At 75.3% G+C, this 17,212-nt stretch carries 16 protein-coding genes; 6 read left to right on the top strand and 10 right to left on the bottom strand.

Annotation, left to right across the window (positions count from 1 at the left end):
• The first annotated feature begins 27 nt into the window (after positions 1 to 27).
• Positions 28 to 798, top strand: coding sequence for an SAM-dependent methyltransferase (locus tag ACFVU3_RS30360; RefSeq protein ID WP_390071215.1), 771 nt, complete (start codon positions 28 to 30; stop codon positions 796 to 798).
• Between the two features lie 144 nt (positions 799 to 942).
• On the opposite strand, the gene ACFVU3_RS30355 is transcribed toward ACFVU3_RS30360, so the two are convergent.
• Positions 943 to 1,521, bottom strand: a complete 579-nt coding sequence (locus ACFVU3_RS30355; RefSeq protein ID WP_390071213.1) for an ATP-binding protein — start codon at positions 1,519 to 1,521, stop codon at positions 943 to 945.
• 189 nt (positions 1,522 to 1,710) lie between these two features.
• A complete protein-coding gene (locus ACFVU3_RS30350; protein WP_390071211.1) occupies positions 1,711 to 2,028 on the bottom strand; it encodes a hypothetical protein in 318 nt (105 codons plus the stop codon).
• A 193-nt stretch (positions 2,029 to 2,221) separates the two neighbouring features.
• On the opposite strand from ACFVU3_RS30350, the gene ACFVU3_RS30345 reads away from it, so the two are divergent.
• Entirely contained in the window at positions 2,222 to 3,349 is a 1,128-nt protein-coding gene (locus ACFVU3_RS30345) for a PLP-dependent cysteine synthase family protein (protein ID WP_390071209.1), read from the top strand.
• Here ACFVU3_RS30345 and ACFVU3_RS30340 read toward each other — a convergent pair.
• From ACFVU3_RS30340 to ACFVU3_RS30330, 3 genes are read right to left on the bottom strand one after another with little or no spacing between them, the layout of a single operon-like run.
• Entirely contained in the window at positions 3,309 to 3,809 is a 501-nt protein-coding gene (locus ACFVU3_RS30340; protein ID WP_390071207.1) for an SRPBCC family protein, read from the bottom strand. The genes ACFVU3_RS30345 and ACFVU3_RS30340 overlap by 41 nt on opposite strands.
• 51 nt (positions 3,810 to 3,860) lie before the next feature.
• Positions 3,861 to 4,319 carry an SRPBCC family protein gene (locus ACFVU3_RS30335; protein WP_390071205.1) on the bottom strand — a complete coding sequence of 153 codons (459 nt, stop codon included), beginning with the start codon at positions 4,317 to 4,319 and terminating at the stop codon, positions 3,861 to 3,863.
• Positions 4,316 to 5,134, bottom strand: a complete 819-nt coding sequence (locus ACFVU3_RS30330) for a DeoR/GlpR family DNA-binding transcription regulator (protein WP_390071203.1) — start codon at positions 5,132 to 5,134, stop codon at positions 4,316 to 4,318. Before ACFVU3_RS30330 ends, ACFVU3_RS30335 begins: the two co-directional genes overlap by 4 nt.
• A 135-nt stretch (positions 5,135 to 5,269) precedes the next feature.
• On the opposite strand from ACFVU3_RS30330, the gene ACFVU3_RS30325 reads away from it, so the two are divergent.
• Positions 5,270 to 7,711, top strand: a complete 2,442-nt coding sequence (locus ACFVU3_RS30325; protein ID WP_390071201.1) for a hypothetical protein — start codon at positions 5,270 to 5,272, stop codon at positions 7,709 to 7,711.
• On the opposite strand, the gene ACFVU3_RS30320 is transcribed toward ACFVU3_RS30325, so the two are convergent.
• The 5 genes from ACFVU3_RS30320 to ACFVU3_RS30300 all read right to left on the bottom strand — a co-directional run bounded on the left by ACFVU3_RS30320 (position 7,681) and on the right by ACFVU3_RS30300 (position 13,977).
• Positions 7,681 to 10,101, bottom strand: a complete 2,421-nt coding sequence (locus ACFVU3_RS30320) for a right-handed parallel beta-helix repeat-containing protein (RefSeq protein WP_390071200.1) — start codon at positions 10,099 to 10,101, stop codon at positions 7,681 to 7,683. The two genes, ACFVU3_RS30325 and ACFVU3_RS30320, sit on opposite strands and share 31 nt — an antisense overlap.
• A gap of 206 nt (positions 10,102 to 10,307) precedes the next feature.
• Complete coding sequence (locus ACFVU3_RS30315; protein WP_390071198.1) at positions 10,308 to 10,916, bottom strand: hypothetical protein; 609 nt, start codon at positions 10,914 to 10,916, stop codon at positions 10,308 to 10,310.
• Positions 10,917 to 11,044: 128 nt separating this feature from the next.
• Positions 11,045 to 11,869, bottom strand: coding sequence for an MOSC domain-containing protein (locus tag ACFVU3_RS30310; protein WP_390071196.1), 825 nt, complete (start codon positions 11,867 to 11,869; stop codon positions 11,045 to 11,047).
• Between the two features lie 52 nt (positions 11,870 to 11,921).
• The gene (locus tag ACFVU3_RS30305) at positions 11,922 to 12,434 is read right to left on the bottom strand and encodes a DUF6643 family protein (protein ID WP_390071194.1); all 513 of its coding nucleotides are present in this window, start codon (positions 12,432 to 12,434) and stop codon (positions 11,922 to 11,924) included.
• A gap of 316 nt (positions 12,435 to 12,750) precedes the next feature.
• Positions 12,751 to 13,977 carry a glycosyltransferase gene (locus ACFVU3_RS30300; RefSeq protein WP_390071192.1) on the bottom strand — a complete coding sequence of 409 codons (1,227 nt, stop codon included), beginning with the start codon at positions 13,975 to 13,977 and terminating at the stop codon, positions 12,751 to 12,753.
• A 58-nt stretch (positions 13,978 to 14,035) separates the two neighbouring features.
• On the opposite strand from ACFVU3_RS30300, the gene ACFVU3_RS30295 reads away from it, so the two are divergent.
• The 3 genes from ACFVU3_RS30295 (at position 14,036) to lnt (ending at position 17,193) form a co-directional block, all read left to right on the top strand.
• On the top strand, positions 14,036 to 14,833 hold the full coding sequence (locus tag ACFVU3_RS30295) for a glutamate racemase (RefSeq protein WP_390071190.1): 798 nt from the start codon (positions 14,036 to 14,038) through the stop codon (positions 14,831 to 14,833).
• A gap of 79 nt (positions 14,834 to 14,912) precedes the next feature.
• Positions 14,913 to 15,470: a hypothetical protein gene (locus ACFVU3_RS30290; protein WP_390071188.1), complete on the top strand. Its 558-nt coding sequence runs from the start codon at positions 14,913 to 14,915 to the stop codon at positions 15,468 to 15,470.
• Between the two features lie 109 nt (positions 15,471 to 15,579).
• The gene (lnt, locus tag ACFVU3_RS30285; protein WP_390071186.1) at positions 15,580 to 17,193 is read left to right on the top strand and encodes an apolipoprotein N-acyltransferase; all 1,614 of its coding nucleotides are present in this window, start codon (positions 15,580 to 15,582) and stop codon (positions 17,191 to 17,193) included.
• Positions 17,194 to 17,212 lie beyond the last annotated feature (19 nt).

Raw genomic sequence — 17,212 nt, 5'->3', positions numbered from 1 at the left:
CGTGCCGGACCGGTAACGTCCCCCTCCATGATCACTCCCGACGCCGGACTCCCGCCCCGCCTGGGCAGTCTCACCTTCCACGGCCCGCTCTCCGAGGAGCGGGCCGAAAGCCTCCTCCGCCGGATCGCCGCCTCCGGCCCCGCCGACGTCCTCGACATCGGCTGCGGCTGGGGCGAGTTGCTGCTCCGGATCCTCGACGCGGCGCCCGGGGCGAAGGGCGTCGGCATCGACATCGACGCCGAGGACCTGGCCCGGGGCCGGGCGCTCGCCGAGGAGCGCGGTCTCGCGGACCGCGCCGTCTTCGTCGAGGAGTCCGCGCGCGGCAGCGAGCGCGGCCCCGTCGACGCCGTCCTCTGCCTGGGCTCCAGCCAGGCCCTGTGCGACCCGGAGCTGCCCCATGACCCGGCGGAGGCGCTGCGCGAGCTGCGCCGGCTGGTCCGCCCCGGCGGTCTGGTCGTGCTCGGCGAGGGCTTCTGGGAGCGGACCCCGACCGAGGCGGAGCTCGCCGGGATGTGGCCCGGCGCGACCACCGGCGACCACGTCCCGCTGGGGGAGCTCGTCGACCTGGCGATCGCGGCGGGGTTCCGTCCGGCGTGGATCGAGACGGCGAGCCGCGACGAGTGGGAGACCTTCGAGTCCGGCTACCGGTACGACACGGAGCTGTGGCTCGCCGCCCACCCGGACCACCCGCTGGCCGCCGAGACCCGTGAGCGCGTCGACCGGCAGCGGTCCGGCTGGCTGAACGGCTACCGGAACGTCCTCGGCATCGCGTACCTGACGCTGGTGGCCACCGCCTGAACCCCGCCCGCCCGCCCGCCGGCCGGACGGCCGGACGCCGCAGGGACGCCGCAGGGGCGGCGCGCCGGGCTGCCGGGGCCCCGCGGGGACGGCGCGCCGGACGGGCGGGGCCCCGCGGGGACGGCGCGCCGGACGGCCGGACCGTCAGGCCCGGGCGCCGCTCGCCGCGAGCGCCGGGGTCTCCGCGGGCGTGCCCAGGGGGACGCCCGCGAGGCGGCTGTACGAGACGATCGGGGCCAGGGGCACGAGGCCGAAGGCGAAGTCGGCCTCGGCGCCGGCCAGGGCCGGTCCGCCGGCGTACGGCGGTGCCGTCAGGGTGAACCAGACGACCTTGCCGCTCGCGCCTCGCGGGCGGACGCCCCAGCTGTCGCTGAGCGCCCCGACGATGGCGAGGCCGCGGCCCGAGGTGGCGAGCGTGTCCGGCTCGTCCCACAGGTCCTCGGCGGCCGGCTCCGCCGCCACCGGTATCCGGGGGTCGTTGTCCCCGACCGAGACGGTCAGCCGGTCGAGCAGGAGTTCCAGCTCGACGGTGCACTCCTTGTCGGGCTGCGCGTGGCGGTGCACGTTGCTCAACAGCTCGGTCACTCCCAGAGCGACGGGATCGACCAAGTCGTCGAGCTTCCATCGGCGCAGATGGGTGGCGACGATCCTGCGGATCTGTCCGATCCGCGGCGGCAGGGCCTGGAGCTCCACCGCGTAGTACCTGCTCGGCTCGCTGATCACGGCTGCGACTCCCCGAAGTAGTCCTGAAGAAGACGGAGATTCGGATCTGTCATGCGGTCCATCGGGGTGGCGCGCTGAGCTCGATGTCACCACCGCTCGACCCTCAGTGAGGTGGTTCCAGCGTGAACCAGCCGTGACCGCCCCGCAACCCGCCGCGAGCTTCCCCAGGTCAGCGCCCCGGCCGGCCGGTCATCTGCCGCCGGCCGCCCGCCTCAGCGCGGCGAGGAACCGGCCCGCCTGCTCGGCGTCCCGGTCGTCGTCCTCCCCGGCGCCGTCCATGGTCAGGCGGTACCGCGTGCCGTTCACCTTCGCCACCGTCTCGTCCGCCTTCGCGAACCACGGGCGGCCCGCCCGCACCGCCTTCACCGGCGCGCTGTCGATCTCGGTGCCGTAACTCGTCAACAGCGCGAGCCGGCCGTCCTCGATGCGGACCTCGCCGGCCCGGGTGAGCGAGCGCGGCCACCGCGCGATACGTACGCCCCTGGCGCTGAACTCCGGTTCCGTCATGCCGGACCACCCCTTCCGCCTGCCCGTCCCTCCCAGTGTGCCGGGCCGTCGGCGCGGGCACCAGGGAGCGTCGTACGACCGTTCCCCAAGGCGTCCCTATGGAACGTCAAAGAGAACGTTTGCCCAGGTGAGAGCGATATCGTCGGGGGTGGGAAGCCAGGGTCCGCCCCGGCGGGACAGCGAGGAGAAACCGTTGAGCACCACCCCCCACACCGCCGACGCCGTCGCCACCGTGGACGTCGACCGCAGCGATCCGGCCTACCGCGCCTGGCTGAAGGAGGCCGTCCGCAAGGTCCAGGCCGACGCCAACCGCTCCGCCGACACCCACCTGCTGCGCTTCCCGCTCCCCGAGAAGTGGGGCATCGACCTGTACCTCAAGGACGAGTCCACCCACCCCACCGGCAGCCTCAAGCACCGCCTCGCCCGCTCGCTCTTCCTGTACGCGCTCTGCAACGGCTGGATCCGCCCCGGAAAGCCCGTCATCGAGGCGTCCAGCGGCTCGACCGCCGTCTCCGAGGCGTACTTCGCGAAGCTCATCGGCGTCCCCTTCGTCGCCGTGATGCCCCGCACCACCAGCCCGGAGAAGTGCCGCCTCATCGAATTCCACGGCGGGCAGTGCCACTTCGTCGACGACTCGCGCACCCTGTACGAGGAGTCGGCGGCGCTCGCGGCGCGCACCGGCGGCCACTACATGGACCAGTTCACCTATGCCGAGCGGGCCACGGACTGGCGCGGCAACAACAACATCGCCGAGTCGATCTACCAGCAGCTGCGCCTGGAGCGGTACCCCGAGCCGGCCTGGATCGTCGCCACCGCCGGCACCGGCGGCACCTCCGCCACCATCGCCCGCTACGTCCACTACACCCAGCAGGACACCCGGATCTGCGTGGCCGACCCGGAGAACTCCTGTTTCTTCGACGGCTGGGTGCACCACGACCCCGACGCCACCGCCGACTGCGGCTCGCGCATCGAGGGCATCGGCCGGCCCCGGATGGAGCCCAGCTTCGTGCCCGGCGCCGTCGACCGCATGATGAAGGTCCCGGACGCGGCGAGCGTCGCCGCCGTCCGCGCCCTGGAGACCGCGATCGGACGCAAGGCGGGCGGCTCCACCGGAACCGGTCTGTGGAGCGCCTTCAAGATCGTGGCCGAGATGGTCGCCGAGGAGCGCACCGGCAGCGTCGTCACCCTCCTCTGCGACCCCGGCGACCGCTACCTCGACAAGTACTACTCCGACGCCTGGCTCGCCGCGCAGGGGCTCGACATCGCCCCCTACTCCGCCGCTATCGAGCGGTTCCTGGCGACGGGCGTCTGGCCGGAGTGAGCCGCCGGTCCAGCAGGGCCGCCGCCCGCCGGAACGACAGGCCGAGGCCCGGTGACGACAGCCGCAGACCGGCGCGGAACGGCGCCGGGCCGTCGGCCGCCATCGTCCAGCGCAGCCGCGTCCCCGCGCCCTCCGGGGACAGGGCCCACTCCTCGGCCAGCGCGGACACGGCCGGCGCGTTGGTCACGTCCACGCGGTAGGCGTAGCGGAGGTCGGGTTCGGCGGCCAGGATCGTCTCCTCGAACCGGACGCCGCCGCGCAGCCGGATCGTGCGGCGCGCCCCGTCGTCCAGCGGGACGGCCGAGGCGACCGGGGTGAACCAGGCGGGCAGACTGCCCACCTCGACCGCTATCGAACGGTAGACCGCCGGGGGCGGCGCCTGGAGCGTGGCCTCGAAGGCGAGGCGGACGGGCGCGGTGGCGGTGAAGCCGAGCTCCACCGGCCGCAGTCGGCGTGGCATGGACCGTACCTCCCGGGGGCGAAGGGAGCCAGCACCTTAGCCGAGACGGCGTCAGGCCGAAAGACCGTTCGAGGGGCGGTGGCCGAGGAGTCCGTCGAGGGCCCGCCCGAAGACCACCCGCCCGGCCCGCGCCAGCACCCCGTCGAAGACCCGGGGCACCCCGCGCACGGTCAGCTCCTCCGTCCAGACCACCCGCGCGCCGCCGGACCCCGCCGCCACCTCGATCTCCGCCCAGCCCCGCACCCACCGCCCGTACTTCTCCAGCCGGCACACCCCCGGCCGGTCGCCGAGCGGCGGCTCCCAGCGGACCACCTCCATCGGGTCGTCGAAGCCCAGCGGGCCGAGCCCGGTGCGCGCGGTGAACCGCGTCCCGGCCCCGCTCGGCCCCGGCGTGAGGACCACCGTCCGGGTCAGCGGCACCTGCCGGCCGTGCGCCGGCCAGTCGGTGAGCCGCCGCCACGTCTCCTCCGGCCCCAGCGGCACGGAGCGCACCACCCGGAACCGGCTCACGCCGCCGTCTCGCCCGCCACCAGCAGCCCCGGCACGTGCTCCGTGACCTCGGCCCGCACCTCGGCGGCCATGCCCCGGTCCGTCACCCAGGTGTCCACCTCGTCCAGCGTCCCGAACGAACTCAGGCCCACCGTCCCCCACTTGGTGTGGTCCGCGACCACCACCACCCGGCGCGCCGCACGGATCAGACAGCCGTTGGTCTCCGCCTCCGCCAGGTTCGGCGTCGACAGACCCGCCTCCACCGAGAGGCCGTGCACCCCGAGGAAGAGCAGGTCGAAGTGGAGCGAGCGGACCGCCCGGTCCGCCACCGGGCCCACCAGCGCGTCCGACGGGGTGCGCACCCCGCCGGTCAGCACCACGGTCGGCGCCCGCCGGCCCTCGCCCGACACCGGCCGCGCCTCGTGGAAGACGTCCGCCACCCGGACCGAGTTCGTCACCACGGTCAGGTCCGGCACGTCGAGCAGCTGCCGGGCCAGCGCGTACGTCGTCGTCCCGCCGGAGAGCGCGATCGCCGAACCCGGCACCACCAGCGCCGCCGCTGCCCGCGCGATATCGTCCTTCGCGCTCGGCTCCAGCACCGACTTCGCCTCGAACCCCGGCTCGTGCGTGCTCGGCTCCGCCACCGGCACCGCCCCGCCGTGCACCTTCGCGACCATGCCCTGCCGGGCCAGCGCGTCCAGGTCGCGGCGGATCGTCATGTCCGAGACGCTGAGGCGCCGCGTCAGCTCGTTCACCCGGACACCGCCGCGCCGCCGCACCTCGTCGAGGATCAGGGCGCGCCGCTGCTCCGCGAGGAGGTTCTGATTGTCAGTCACCGCCGGGGCCGGTCCTTCCGCAGGAGACGAGGGGATGGCTGTCGGATTCGGTGAGGGACCGTGCGCGGGGGCACGGTCGTCCGCGATCCTGGAGCCGACGTCGCATCCTCCCACCCACGAGAGGAAGACTCCTAAGTGTCCCCTGCCACACCCGCCCCGGAGCACGGGGGCGCGGCGCTCGAACTCCTCGTCCACGGAGTCGGCGGAGCCACCCCTCAGTCCATGCTGGACGACCCCAGGACCGTACGGGTCACCGGCGACGAGACCGCCGCCGTGCACCGGCGCGCCGACGACGTCGACGCCGAGGAGCATCCCGGCCGGTACGCGGCCGGGCCGGTGCCGGAGGCGTACGTCTGGTCCAACCTGACCTCGGGCGACGGCGCCCGCGCCCTGTGGCTGCTGCTCCTGCCGTTCATGGTGGTCAACCTGGCCCACTGGATGCGCCCGCCCGCCCCCGGCCGGCCCGGCCTCGTCCGGCTCTACGGCGTGCTGGTCCGGCTGCTCGCCCTCAGCCTCACCGTGCTGCTCACCGCCGCCGTCTGCGAGGTCGCCCTCGATCTGACGGCCTGGCAGTGCGCCGGCACCACCGCCTGCGCCGACGGACGCGCCTGGCTCGGCTTCGTCTCCGCCGACCGGGCCGGCTGGTGGTCGGGGCCCGGCCGCCGCCTCGCCCTCGCCGCGGTCCTCCCGGCCGTGCTCGTCGGCCTGCTCTGGTACCTCTCCCGCCGCACCTGGAGCGCGTACGAGGCCCAGCGCCCGCCCACCGACGACCCGCCCGCTTCCGCGGAGACGCCCGCCCCGGTCGAGACGCCGGCTCTCGTCGAGATGCCCGTCCCCGCCGGGGCGCCCGCTTCCGCCGGGGCGCCCGCCCCCGTCCCGTCCGAGGATCCGCGGCCCGCGCTCGGCCGTCCCGGCTTCTGGTACGGGAGACGGCTCGTCGCCCGGCTGCGCGCGGCGCACACCGCCGCCGGCTTCCTCACCGTCGCCGGGGTCCTCGCCGCCGCCCCCGCCCGGCACGACACCGGCGCGCTCGCCGCCACCGGACTCGCCCTGCGGGCCGCCCTGGTGGTCTGCGCCGCGGTCGTCCTGTGGGCCGTCTGCGCCCGGGGCCGCAGCGAACGCCGGCTCGACCAGCGCGTCGACGGCGTCCTCGTCACCCGGCTGCCCGCCACCGCCGTCGCCCTGCTCGCGCTGACCGTCCTCCACACCGGCTGGGACCGGCCCGGCTGGACCTCGTCCGGAACCCTCCCCGGGAACGCCGTCTTCGGGATCGTCACCCTCGTCCAGGGCGGCCTCGTCGTCGCCCTCGGCGTCGTCGCCCTGCTCCTCCAGCGGGAGCGGCACGACCCCCGTACCGCCCTCGCCGGCCTCGGCGGGCCCGCCACCGCCATGCTCGCCTGCGCGCTGGGCGGGGTCATGTCCGGCGGCGTCGCCCAGTGGGTCGCGGACCGGCTCGACGGAGGCGCCACCCCCGGCACCGGCGGCAGCCCCCTCGCCGGACCGCCCGTCCTCCTCAGCTGGCAGGCGTCCGTCATCCCCGTCCTGCTCCTGCTGCTCCTCGTGCCCGCCGCACTCCTCGGCGTCCGGACGGCGCTTGCGACCCGCCGGCTGCGGTCCGCCGTCGAGGCCGACTACGCCGGTGAGCGCCCCGATCCGGTCCGCACCCGCCAGATCGCCACCAGCCGCGCCCGCGCCTCCCTCACCGACTCCGCGCCCGTCCTCATCGCCGTGATCTCCGGCACCGCGCTGCTGCTCGGCGCCGCCTCCGTCGCCGGCGCCTGGACCAGCGACGAGGTCCCCGGCAGCGCCTTCTCCGGCGCCCACCCCGCGATCGCCGCCCTCGCCACCACCACCCAGGCGCTCGGCTCCTGGATGATCGGCTTCGGCTTCCTGCTCTTCGTGACCTGGGGCCGCCGCGCCTACCGCGACGCCTCCGCCCGCCGCACCATCGGCATCCTCTGGGACGTCGGCACGTTCTGGCCGCGCGCCGCCCACCCCTTCGCGCCGCCCTGCTACGCGGAGCGGGCCGTGCCCGACCTCACCTGGCGGATGCGCTCCTGGACCCGGCACACCGGCGGCCGGCTCGTCATCTCGGGCCACTCCCAGGGCAGCGTCCTCGCCGCAGCGGCCGTCTGGCAGCTGCCGTCCGCCACCCGTGCCCGGGTCGCCCTGCTCACCTACGGCTCCCCGCTGGAACGCCTCTACGGCCGCTGGTTCCCCGCCTACTTCGGCCCCGACGCCCTGCGCGGCCTGCACCGAGCCGTGCACTGCTGGACCAACCTGCACCGCGCCACCGACCCCATCGGCGGCCCGGTCCGCGTCCCCGCCGAGGACGGCCGCCCGGGCGTCGACGCCCCGGTGCTGCGCGACCCCGTCACGTACGGACGCACCCGCGCCCACCCGCTGCCCGAACCGCTCCTCGGCCACTCCGACTACCAGGCCGACCCGGCCTTCGCGGTCTGCCGGGCCGCGCTCCTCGACCGGCTGCTGCCCGCCCTGCCGCGCCAGCGAGGCGTCGACGAGACGGCGGACCAGGGGAGTCCGGATCAGGGGAGCTCGGGCAGGTCCTCCGGGTAGAGCAGGGTCAGGTCGTCGGTGCTCGCCTCGGCGAGCACGGCGACCCGGCCCGCGTGCCGCTCGACCATCGACTCGAAGGTCTGGCGCGCGGTCCGCCCGTTGCCGAACGCCGGGCCCTTCGGCAGCTTCTCGAAGTAGGTGAGGAGGGCGTCCTCCGCCCCCTCCGCCAGCCGGTACTCGTGCTCCTCCGTCTGCTGCCGCACGATCCGCAGCAGCTCCTCCGGCGTGTAGTCACCGAAACTGATGGTCCGCGAGAAACGCGACGCCACGCCGGGGTTGACGGTGAGGAACCGCTCCATCTCGGCGGTGTAGCCGGCGACGATCACCACGACCGCGTCCCGGTGGTCCTCCATCAGTTTCACCAGCGTGTCGATCGCCTCGCGCCCGAAGTCCCGGCCCGAGTCCTCGGGCGACAGCGCGTACGCCTCGTCGACGAACAGGACGCCGCCGCGCGCCCGGTCGAACGCCTCCTGGGTGCGGATCGCGGTCGAGCCGATGTGCTCGCCGACCAGGTCCACCCGGGAGACCTCCACCAGATGCCCCCGCTCCAGCACGCCGAGCGAGGCGAGGATCTCGCCGTAGAGACGGGCGACGGTGGTCTTTCCGGTGCCCGGGTTGCCGGTGAAGACGAGATGGCGGCGGACCGAGGCGGCCTTCAGCCCGGCCTCCTGCCGCTTGCGGCCCACCTCGATCATGTTGGTGAGCGTCCGCACCTCGTGCTTGACGCTGTCCAGGCCGACCAGTCCGTCGAGCGCGCCGAGCACGTCCTCCGACGACCGGGGGGCGGGCACCGGAGCCGGGGCCGCGGCCGGGGCGGTGGCGGTACGCGGCGGGGGGAAGGCGCTGAGCAGACCGGGGGAGTGCTGGGTGGCCGTCAGCACCGGGGCGGGCGCCGCCGGCTCGGGCGGCGGCGGGGTGCGGACCGCGCTCTCGTCGCCGGTGCAGTCCTCGACCACGGGCCCGTCCTCGGGGAACTCGTACCCGCCGCGCGCGCACCGCTCGGTCCGGCAGCGGCGCAGCACGGTCCGGCAGCCGTCCATCACGTGGAAGCCGTAGCCGCCGCTGCCCGTGACCCGGCAGCCGTGGAAGGTGCCGCGGCCCTCCGCCGACACGTAGAAACCGGCTTCGGCGGGCGAGGTGACCACACAGCGCTCGACCGTGGGATCGGCGCCCTTGGTGACGATGACGCCGGTCTGCACCGTGTCCACGGTGCAGTTGGCGAGGGTGCCGCCGCTGCCGTGGTCGCGGAACCAGGCTCCGGTGGACGCCTCCTTGATCCGGCAGTCGTCGAGCTGGGCGGTGGCGCCGTCGCTCACCGACACGGCGGTGTTCCGCACCTGGGTCAGATCGCTGTCCACGACGTCCACCCGGGAGCCGCGGTCCAGCACGAACAGCGCGTCCGGCACGTCGTGCACCCGGCACGCGTCGAGGACCGCGCTCGCCCCGTCGCTCACCCACACCGCCGGGTAGTCGCCCGTGCTGTCGTGGATCTCGCACTGATGGGCGTCCACGCGCGTGCCCGGGTCCCAGACGGACAGCCCGTTGCGCCCGAAGCGGCGCACCGTCGACCGGGTCAGCGTGAGCACCGAACGGGACCGCAGGTCCACCGCGTTCTCCGGCACGTCGTGGATGTCGCAGTCGGAGAGCGTCAGCACGGCGTCCGTGTCCAGGGTGACGCCGTCGGCGGAGGTGCGGTGGACGGAGGAGTCCACGAGGTGCGCGGCGCCGCGGGCCGCGATCTGCAGCCCGGCGCCCTTGATCTCGTACACCTCGCAGCCGATCCCCTCCAGTCCGCTGCCCTCGCCGGTGACGGCGATCCCGGCCCCGGAGGCGTGGTGGATCCGGCAGCGCTCCAGCCGCGGGTGCGCCCCGCCGCGCACCGACACCCCGGCCTGTCCGGCCGAGACGACCTCGCACTCCTCGAAGACCCCGCCGGCGCCGTCGACGGTGGCGATGCCGACGCCGGCCGGGTTGTCGATCGTGCAGCGGCGGGCGGTCGGGCGGGCCTGGCCGCGCACCTCGATGCCGGCCGCCGAGCGGGTCATGATCCGCAGGTCGAGCAGTTCCGGCGTGCCGTCCTCGACGAGCAGCGCGGGCGCCGCCACGTCCTGGCCCTCGATGTGCAGGTCCTGCACGATGGCCGACGCGCGCAGCGTCAGCGGCACCCCGTCCGGCGGGGCGATCCGCACCGGACCCGCGCCGTCCTCCGGCCCCCGCAGGGTCACCGCGCGGGTCACGACGAGGTTCTCGCGGTACGTGCCGGGCGCGACGGTGAGGATGTCGCCGTCGCCCGCCGCCTCCAGCGCGGCGGCGAGGGAGGCGTACTCGCCCGTGCGGCGCCGCCACCGCGACGTGCCGGTGTGCGTCACCTGGACCGTGCCCTGTGCCATGGGTGTGCTCTGCCCCCGCCTCGTGCGTCGACGCTGAACCGGATCGGATGCGCCGTCCGGCAGCCGGCCTCCGGGATCCGATCGCTCGGATCCGGTCTCCTGGACGCTGGATCCGATGCCCCACCGTAGCGCGCATGACGGCGCGGGGTTGACGGGTCGTCGAGCCGCACCCGTACGGGGCACGGAACCCCGGGTTCCCGTTGCCGTCAGCTGCCGGTGCCGGTGCGGCCCCAGTCGGGGCCGACCGAGGCCCAGGCGCGGTCGAGGCGGGCGTACCGGCGGAAGCGCAGCCGTCGCATCACGAGCCGCCGGACGACCTCCACGCCGAGCCCGGCGAGCAGGGTCACGGTCAGGCCGACGACGAGGGCGTGGGCGCGGGCGGTGTCGCGGGCCAGGGGGGCGGGGACGGGGCGGCCGTCCCGGTCGGTCCAGAGCGGGAAGGTGTCGCCGGGCGTGGCACTGCCCCGGGAGGCGGTGACGGTGCCGGTGCGGGAGGTGCCGTCGGGGGCGGTCCACCGGGCCACGACCGCGCGCCGGAACCGCTGTTCGGCCGCCTGGTCGCTCGCCTCGGCGGCGCCGTGCGGCGCGGGGGCGGGCCGGAGGACCTGGGCCGCGGTCTCCAGACGCCCCTGTTGCTGGGCCCGGGCCGCGCGCTGGAGGGACTGGTGCGCGGAGGAACCCGCCGCCCAGCCGGCCACGGGCACCGCCACGCACAGGACGACGGCGGCGACGAGGGCCACCCACGCCTCGACCAGGTCCGTCGTCCGGCGCAGTGGATTGTGCCGCCAGCGCCAGAGTCCGGTGACTGCGCGCATGCCGGAACCCTCTCGTTCGTCGCTCCTTGGACGAGTGTGCCCGGGGTGTGCCGGGTTCGCCTGTCGAGCGGAGAGCGGAGAGCGGAGAGCGGAGAGCGGAGAGCGGCGAGCGGAGAGGGGAGGCGGGGTCAGCCGAGGATCTTCACCGGGTCGCCGACGCGGACGGTGCCGCGGTGCTCGGGGACGAGGAGCTGGCCGAAGACGAGCTTCCCGTTCAGCTTCCGGTGCGCGCCCAGCGTGCGCAGCGGCTCCTTGCCGCGTGCGGCGGTGGCCTGGTCGGTGGTGGTCACGACGCACCGCCCGCACGGCTTGGCCACCCGGAAGCTCACTTCGCCCACGGTGAGGTGGGTCCAGCCGTCCTCCGCCCACGGCGCGGTGCCGTCGACGACCAGGTTCGGCCGGAAGCGGCTCATGGGCAGCGGGCCCTCGTCGGGGTGATCGCCCCGCGCGATCAGCGTGTTGAGGGCGTCGAGGGAGGCGGTGGTGGCCACGAGCAGCGGGTAGCCGTCGGCGAGGCTGACGGTCTCGCCGGGGAGCGCGTACGCGGGGTCGACGGGGCGCCGGTGCTCGGGCGCGTCCAGGTGCACGAGGCGCGCGTCGGCCTCCAGGTAGGCGGAGAACCAGGCGGCGGCCGCCTCGCCGACGGGTACGGTCTCCACCGGCTTGTCGAAGATGTTCATGGTGAGCGTGGCCGAGGGTTCCGGCACCGCGACCACGAGAGGCTCCAGGCCGGGCGCGGTCAGGCGCAGACCGCCGTCCGCGAGGGGCTCGGCGGACGCGAGGGCCAGCCGGGGGTGACGGCGCTGGGTCATGACCACGCCCTGGGCGTCGACGACGGCCCAGCGGCGGTCGTGCGCGAGCCCCCAGGGCTGCACCTCGGCCTCCGCGGGGTCGAGCGCGCGGAGGGACTTCACCGGGTGGACATGGACGGAGCGGAGGACGGGATCAGACATGCCCTCATCCTGCCAGCCGCTCCGTCCCCGGTGGGACCGGATGCGCGGCCCGTCAGTAACCGCCGCCCTGGTAGGGACGGTTGTACGGGTCCTGGTACTGCGCGGGGGCCGGGACCGGCGCCGGTGCGGGGCGCGGGGCGGCGGGGCGCATCGCCTCGTAGCCGCCGGCCATCGGGCGGGCCGGCTGCGGGACCGGTCCGCCCGGGTAGCCGCGCGGCGGCGCGGGCTGCTGCGGGATGTACGGCGTGGGCGCCGGCTGCAGGGGCGCGGGCGCCATCTGCGGGGCCGGCTGCGGGTATCCGTACCCGCCGCCGTGGTAGGCCGGGGCCGGCTGGGGGGACGGCGCCGAGGGGAGGGCGGGCAGGGCCGCCGGCAGCGCCGGCAGGTAGGAGCCGGTCGGCTGGGGCGCCGGGTAGCCGGCGGGGGCCTCGTACGCGGCGGGCACTCGGATCGGGGCGATCTGAGGCGTGCCCCGCTCCGCGACCAGGGAGTCGTAGATAGGGGTGTCCGGGAAGGACGGCGCGGTGTAGTAACCGCCTCCATAGCTGGAGCGGGGGGAGGTCATGGCACATAAGTTAAGCCCACGATCTGCCGATTGGGGAGCCTGCTCAACACCTTCTTTGACAGGGTTCTGACGGTTGCGGATCCCCAACCAGAGCGAACATGTCAAAAACGGGCACACTCTTGTCCCATGATCGCGCAAAACCCGAGCTGGGAGGGGGTTACCGGTGGGTCGGCCGGATCGGCGTGGAGGGGTGCCTCCGGTATGAAGAACGGATAAAGAAAAAGCGACCGGAAGGAGTGAGGGAAGTGATCTTGGGTATGCCGAAACGTCAATACGACGCCTCGCGCCGTGACGCGCACGCGCCGAATTCGCCGCGTTACTCCCCGTGGCGGGAAGCGAATTCCCCGCCCTCCGGCGCGCGGCTTCCCGAGTAGACCCGCCCCTTCCACGCCCCGCCGCGCCCCCGGTGGTGGCGCACCGCCGAATCCACCGTCATCAGAAGGTAGAGGAAGGCCGTGAACGGCAGCAGCGGTGCCGTCCAGGGCGGCCGGCGGTAGTAGCGGAGCATCGGCAGGTACGTCCCCGCCATCACCGCCCATGCCGCACCGCCCGCCCACGCGGCCGGCGCGTCACCGGCCGCGAGCCCCGCCACCAGCGCGACCGGCGGCACCAGGTAGACGAGCGCGAGCCCGGCGATCGTTCCCAGAAGCAGCAGCGGGTTGTGGCGGAGCTGGGCGTAGGCGCTCCGCGTCACCATCCGCCACAGCTCCCCGAGCCCCGGATAGGGGCGCACCGAGTCCACCCGCTCGGCCAGTCCCAGCCAGATCCGGCCCCCCGCGGCCCGCACCGCCCGCGCCAGTGCCACGTCGTCGATGAGCGCCGTGCGGATCGCGTCCGGCACCCCGGCCGCCACCGCCGTCTCCGTCCGCAGCAGCACGCAGCCCCCGGCCGCGGCCGTCGCCCGCGGCTGGGCGGCGTTGATCCAGCGGAACGGATAGAGCTGGGCGAAGAAGTAGACGAAGGCCGGGACCACCAGGCGCTCCCAGGGGGCGCTCACCCGCAGCCGCGCCATCTGCGAGACGAGGTCCCGGTCGTCGCCGAGCGCCGCGGCCACCAGCCGGCGCAGACTGTCCGGCTCGTGGGCGATGTCCGCGTCCGTGAGGAGCAGGAACTCCGGCTCCCGCGCGCGTGCCAGGGCCATGCCGTGCCGCAGCGCCCACAGCTTCCCCGTCCACCCCGGCGCGGGTTCGCCCGGCGACGCCACCGTCAGCGGAAGTCCGCCGTGCCGCGCGGCCAGCTCGGCGGCGAGGCGGCCGGTGCCGTCCGTGCTCCCGTCGTCGACCAGGACCACCTCGGCCCGCCCCGGATAGTCCTGGGCCAGCAGCGACGGCAGGCTCAGCGGCAGGACCCCGGCCTCGTCCCGCGCGGGCACCACCACCACGACCCCGGGCCACCCCTCCCGCCCCACGCGCGCGTGGGGCCGGTTCCGGCCCGGACCGACCCGGGGCAGGCGCTGGTCCGTGCGCCAGAAGAAGCCCTGGCCGAGCAGGAGCCAGACCCAGACGGCCAGGGAGGCGGACGCGAACCAGGCAAGGGTGCTCATTTGCCGCAGTCTGCCCCAGAACGCCGGGGATCCGGGGGCCATCGGCTAGGGTGACCGGGTGAAGATCGCGCTCATGGACTCCGGAATCGGCCTCCTCGCGGCAGCCGCCGCGGTGCGCCGGCTCCGCCCGGACGCCGAACTGCTGCTCTCCAACGACCCCGACGGCATGCCGTGGGGACCGCGTACCGCCGAGGACCTCACCGGACGGGCGCTCGCCGTCGCCCGGGCCGCCGCCGCCCACCGGCCGGACGCGCTGATCGTGGCCTGCAACACCGCCACCGTCCACGCCCTGCCCGCCCTGCGCGCGGCCCTCGAACCGGGGATCCCGGTCATCGGCACCGTTCCCGCGATCAAGCCGGCCGCCGCGGCCGGCGGCAAGATCGCCATCTGGGCGACCCCCGCCACCACCGGCAGCCCCTACCAGCGCGGGCTCATCCGTGAGTTCGCCGCGGGCGCCGAGGTCACCGAGGTGCCCTGCCCCGGCCTCGCCGACGCCGTCGAGCACGCCGACCCCGAGGCCGTCGACCGGGCCGTCGCCGCCGCCGCCCGGCTCACCCCGCCGGACGTCCGCGCCCTCGTCCTCGGCTGCACCCACTACGAACTCGTCGAGGAGCGCATCCTCGCCGCCCTCGCCCCCCGCCGCAGCCCCGGGCTGCCGCCGATCGTCTTCCACGGCTCCGCCGACGCCGTCGTCGCCCAGGCCCTCCGCCGCATCGGCGCCGAGCCCGCGCCCGCCGCCGACCCGACCGGCACGCTCTCCGTGCTCCTCAGCGGCCGGCCCGGCCGGCTCCCGGCCGCCGCCCTCGAGTACGCCGCCGGGCGGCTGCTCGCGGCCGCCCCCGCCCCCGCCTCCTGACGCGCGTCTTTCACTCCGGGTGACCGGGTGGTGGCACTTCGCCACGCTGAACCGGGCGCGAGTGGGTAATCTTCCCGATATGAGGCATTCCGGGCAGCAGCGTGCCGACGGGCGTTCGCCCGCCGTGTGGACCGGCCACGCGACCAACCGCTTCCAGTGGGTCGCCGCCGTCGCGGGCGCCGCCTGCATGGCGCTCGGCATCACCCTCGCCGTCGAGTCCCCCTGGACCTCCGGCATCGCCGCCCTCGTCATGGCCGTCGTCGGCTGCGTCGCGGCCGGACTCCTCGTCCTCTTCGGCACCCTCGCCTTCGTCCACGTGGAGGTCCGCGTCGACGAGCGCGCCATGGAGGTCCGCTGCGGACACATCGGCGTCCCGCGCCGGACCATCCCCTTCACCGAGGTCGTCGACGCCGCCTACGCCCCCACGGTGACCCCCCGCCACTGGGGCGGCTGGGGCTACCGCTGGCGCCCCGACGGGGGCACCGCCGTCGTCGTCCGCCGCGGCGAGGGCCTGGTGCTCCGCCTCGCCGACGGACGCAGCTTCACCGTCACCGTCGACGGGGCCGAGGGGGCGGTCGCCTCCATCCGCGACCACCTCCGCCGCCCGGCCCCGCCCCAGACCCCCGCCGGCGCCTGACCGGCACGCGCGCGGACGCGTGGGACGGACCGGCGGGAGCGGGCGCCGGGCCCGACGCCGTACCCTGCCGGACCAGGCGTCAACAGGCACGCCCCGTACACTCCGCAAGGTGAGCACCACCATCACCCCCGAAGCGGCCGGAGCCGCCGACGACCCGTCCGCGACCGAGGACCGGCCGCGCCGCTTCGGCCGGGCCGCGCGGTTCGTCCGCCCCGGAGCGGCCCTGCTCTCCGGCGTCCTGCTCTACCTGAGCTTCCCGCCGCGCCCCCTGTGGTGGCTCGCGCTGCCCGCCTTCGCCCTCCTCGGCTGGAGCCTGTACGGGCGCCGCCTCCGCGCGGGCTTCGGCCTCGGACAGCTCGCCGGACTCGGCTTCTTCCTGCCCCTCCTCGTGTGGACCGGCGAGGAGGTCGGCCCGGTGCCGTGGCTCGCCCTCGCCGCCGTCGAGGCCCTCTTCGTCGCCGCCGCCGGACTCGGCATCGCCGCCGTCTCCCGGCTGCCGTGGTGGCCCGTCTTCGCCGCCGGCGTCTGGGTCCTCGGCGAGGCGGCACGCGCGCGGGTACCGTTCGGCGGCTTCCCCTGGGGCAAGATCGCCTTCGGCCAGGCCGACGGCGTCTTCCTGCCCCTCGCCGCCGTCGGCGGCACACCGGTGCTCGGCTTCGCGGTCGCCCTGTGCGGCTTCGGCCTGTACGAGGCCGTCCGCCTCGTCCGCCTCCACCGCGCCACCGGCGCCGTCCCCCGCGGCCCGCTGGCCGCCGCCGCGCTCTCCGTCCTCGTCCCGGTCACCGGCGCCCTCGCCGCCCTGCCGCTCGTCAGCGACGCCCCCGAGGACGGCACCGCCACCGTCGCCGCCATCCAGGGCAACGTCCCGCGCCTCGGCCTCGACTTCAACTCCCAGCGCCGCCAGGTCCTCGACAACCACGCCGCCCGCACCCGCGAGCTCGCCGAGGAGGTGAAGGCCGGCACCGAGCCCCAGCCGGACTTCGTCCTGTGGCCGGAGAACTCCTCCGACATCGATCCCTACGCCAACCCCGACGCCGCCGCCGTCATCGAGGGCGCCGTCGACGCCGTCAAGGCCCCCACGGTCATCGGCGCCGTCATCGCCCCGCCCACCGGGAAGCTCCGCAACACCCTCATCCAGTGGGAACCCGGCAAGGGCCCCGTCGCCACCTACGACAAGCGGCACGTGCAGCCCTTCGGCGAGTACATCCCGATGCGGTCCGTCGTACGGATCTTCAACAGCAACGTGGACCGCGTGGCCCGCGACTTCGGCCCCGGCGACAAGGTCGGCGTCTTCGACCTCGCCGGCACCAAGGTCGGCCTCGCCACCTGCTACGAGGCCGCCTTCGACTGGGCCGTCCGCGACACCGTCACCCACGGCGCGCAGCTGCTCACCGTCCCCAGCAACAACGCCACCTTCGGCCGCAGCGAGATGACCTACCAGCAGCTCGCGATGTCCCGGGTACGTGCCGTGGAGCACAGCCGGGCCGTCGTCGTGCCCGTCACCAGCGGCGTCAGCGCGGTGATCCGCCCCGACGGCGAGATCGTCTCCAGCACCGAGATGTTCACCCCCGACTACCTGGTCGAAGAGGTGCCCCTGCGCTCCACCCAGACCCCCGCGACCCGGCTCGGCACCCTCCCGGAGGCCCTGCTCGCCGCCGTGGCCGCCGCCGGACTCGGCTGGGCCGCAGCCCGCGCCGTACGGGCCCGCCGCGCGCGGTCCTGAGCCCCGGGGCCCGCTCCGA

Origin of the sequence: Streptomyces sp. NPDC058052 (genome assembly GCF_042885515.1) — a bacterium.
GTDB lineage: Bacteria > Actinomycetota > Actinomycetes > Streptomycetales > Streptomycetaceae > Streptomyces.
The sequence above is the reverse complement of the archived record's forward strand: the minus strand, read 5'-3'. Positions and strand labels throughout refer to the sequence as shown.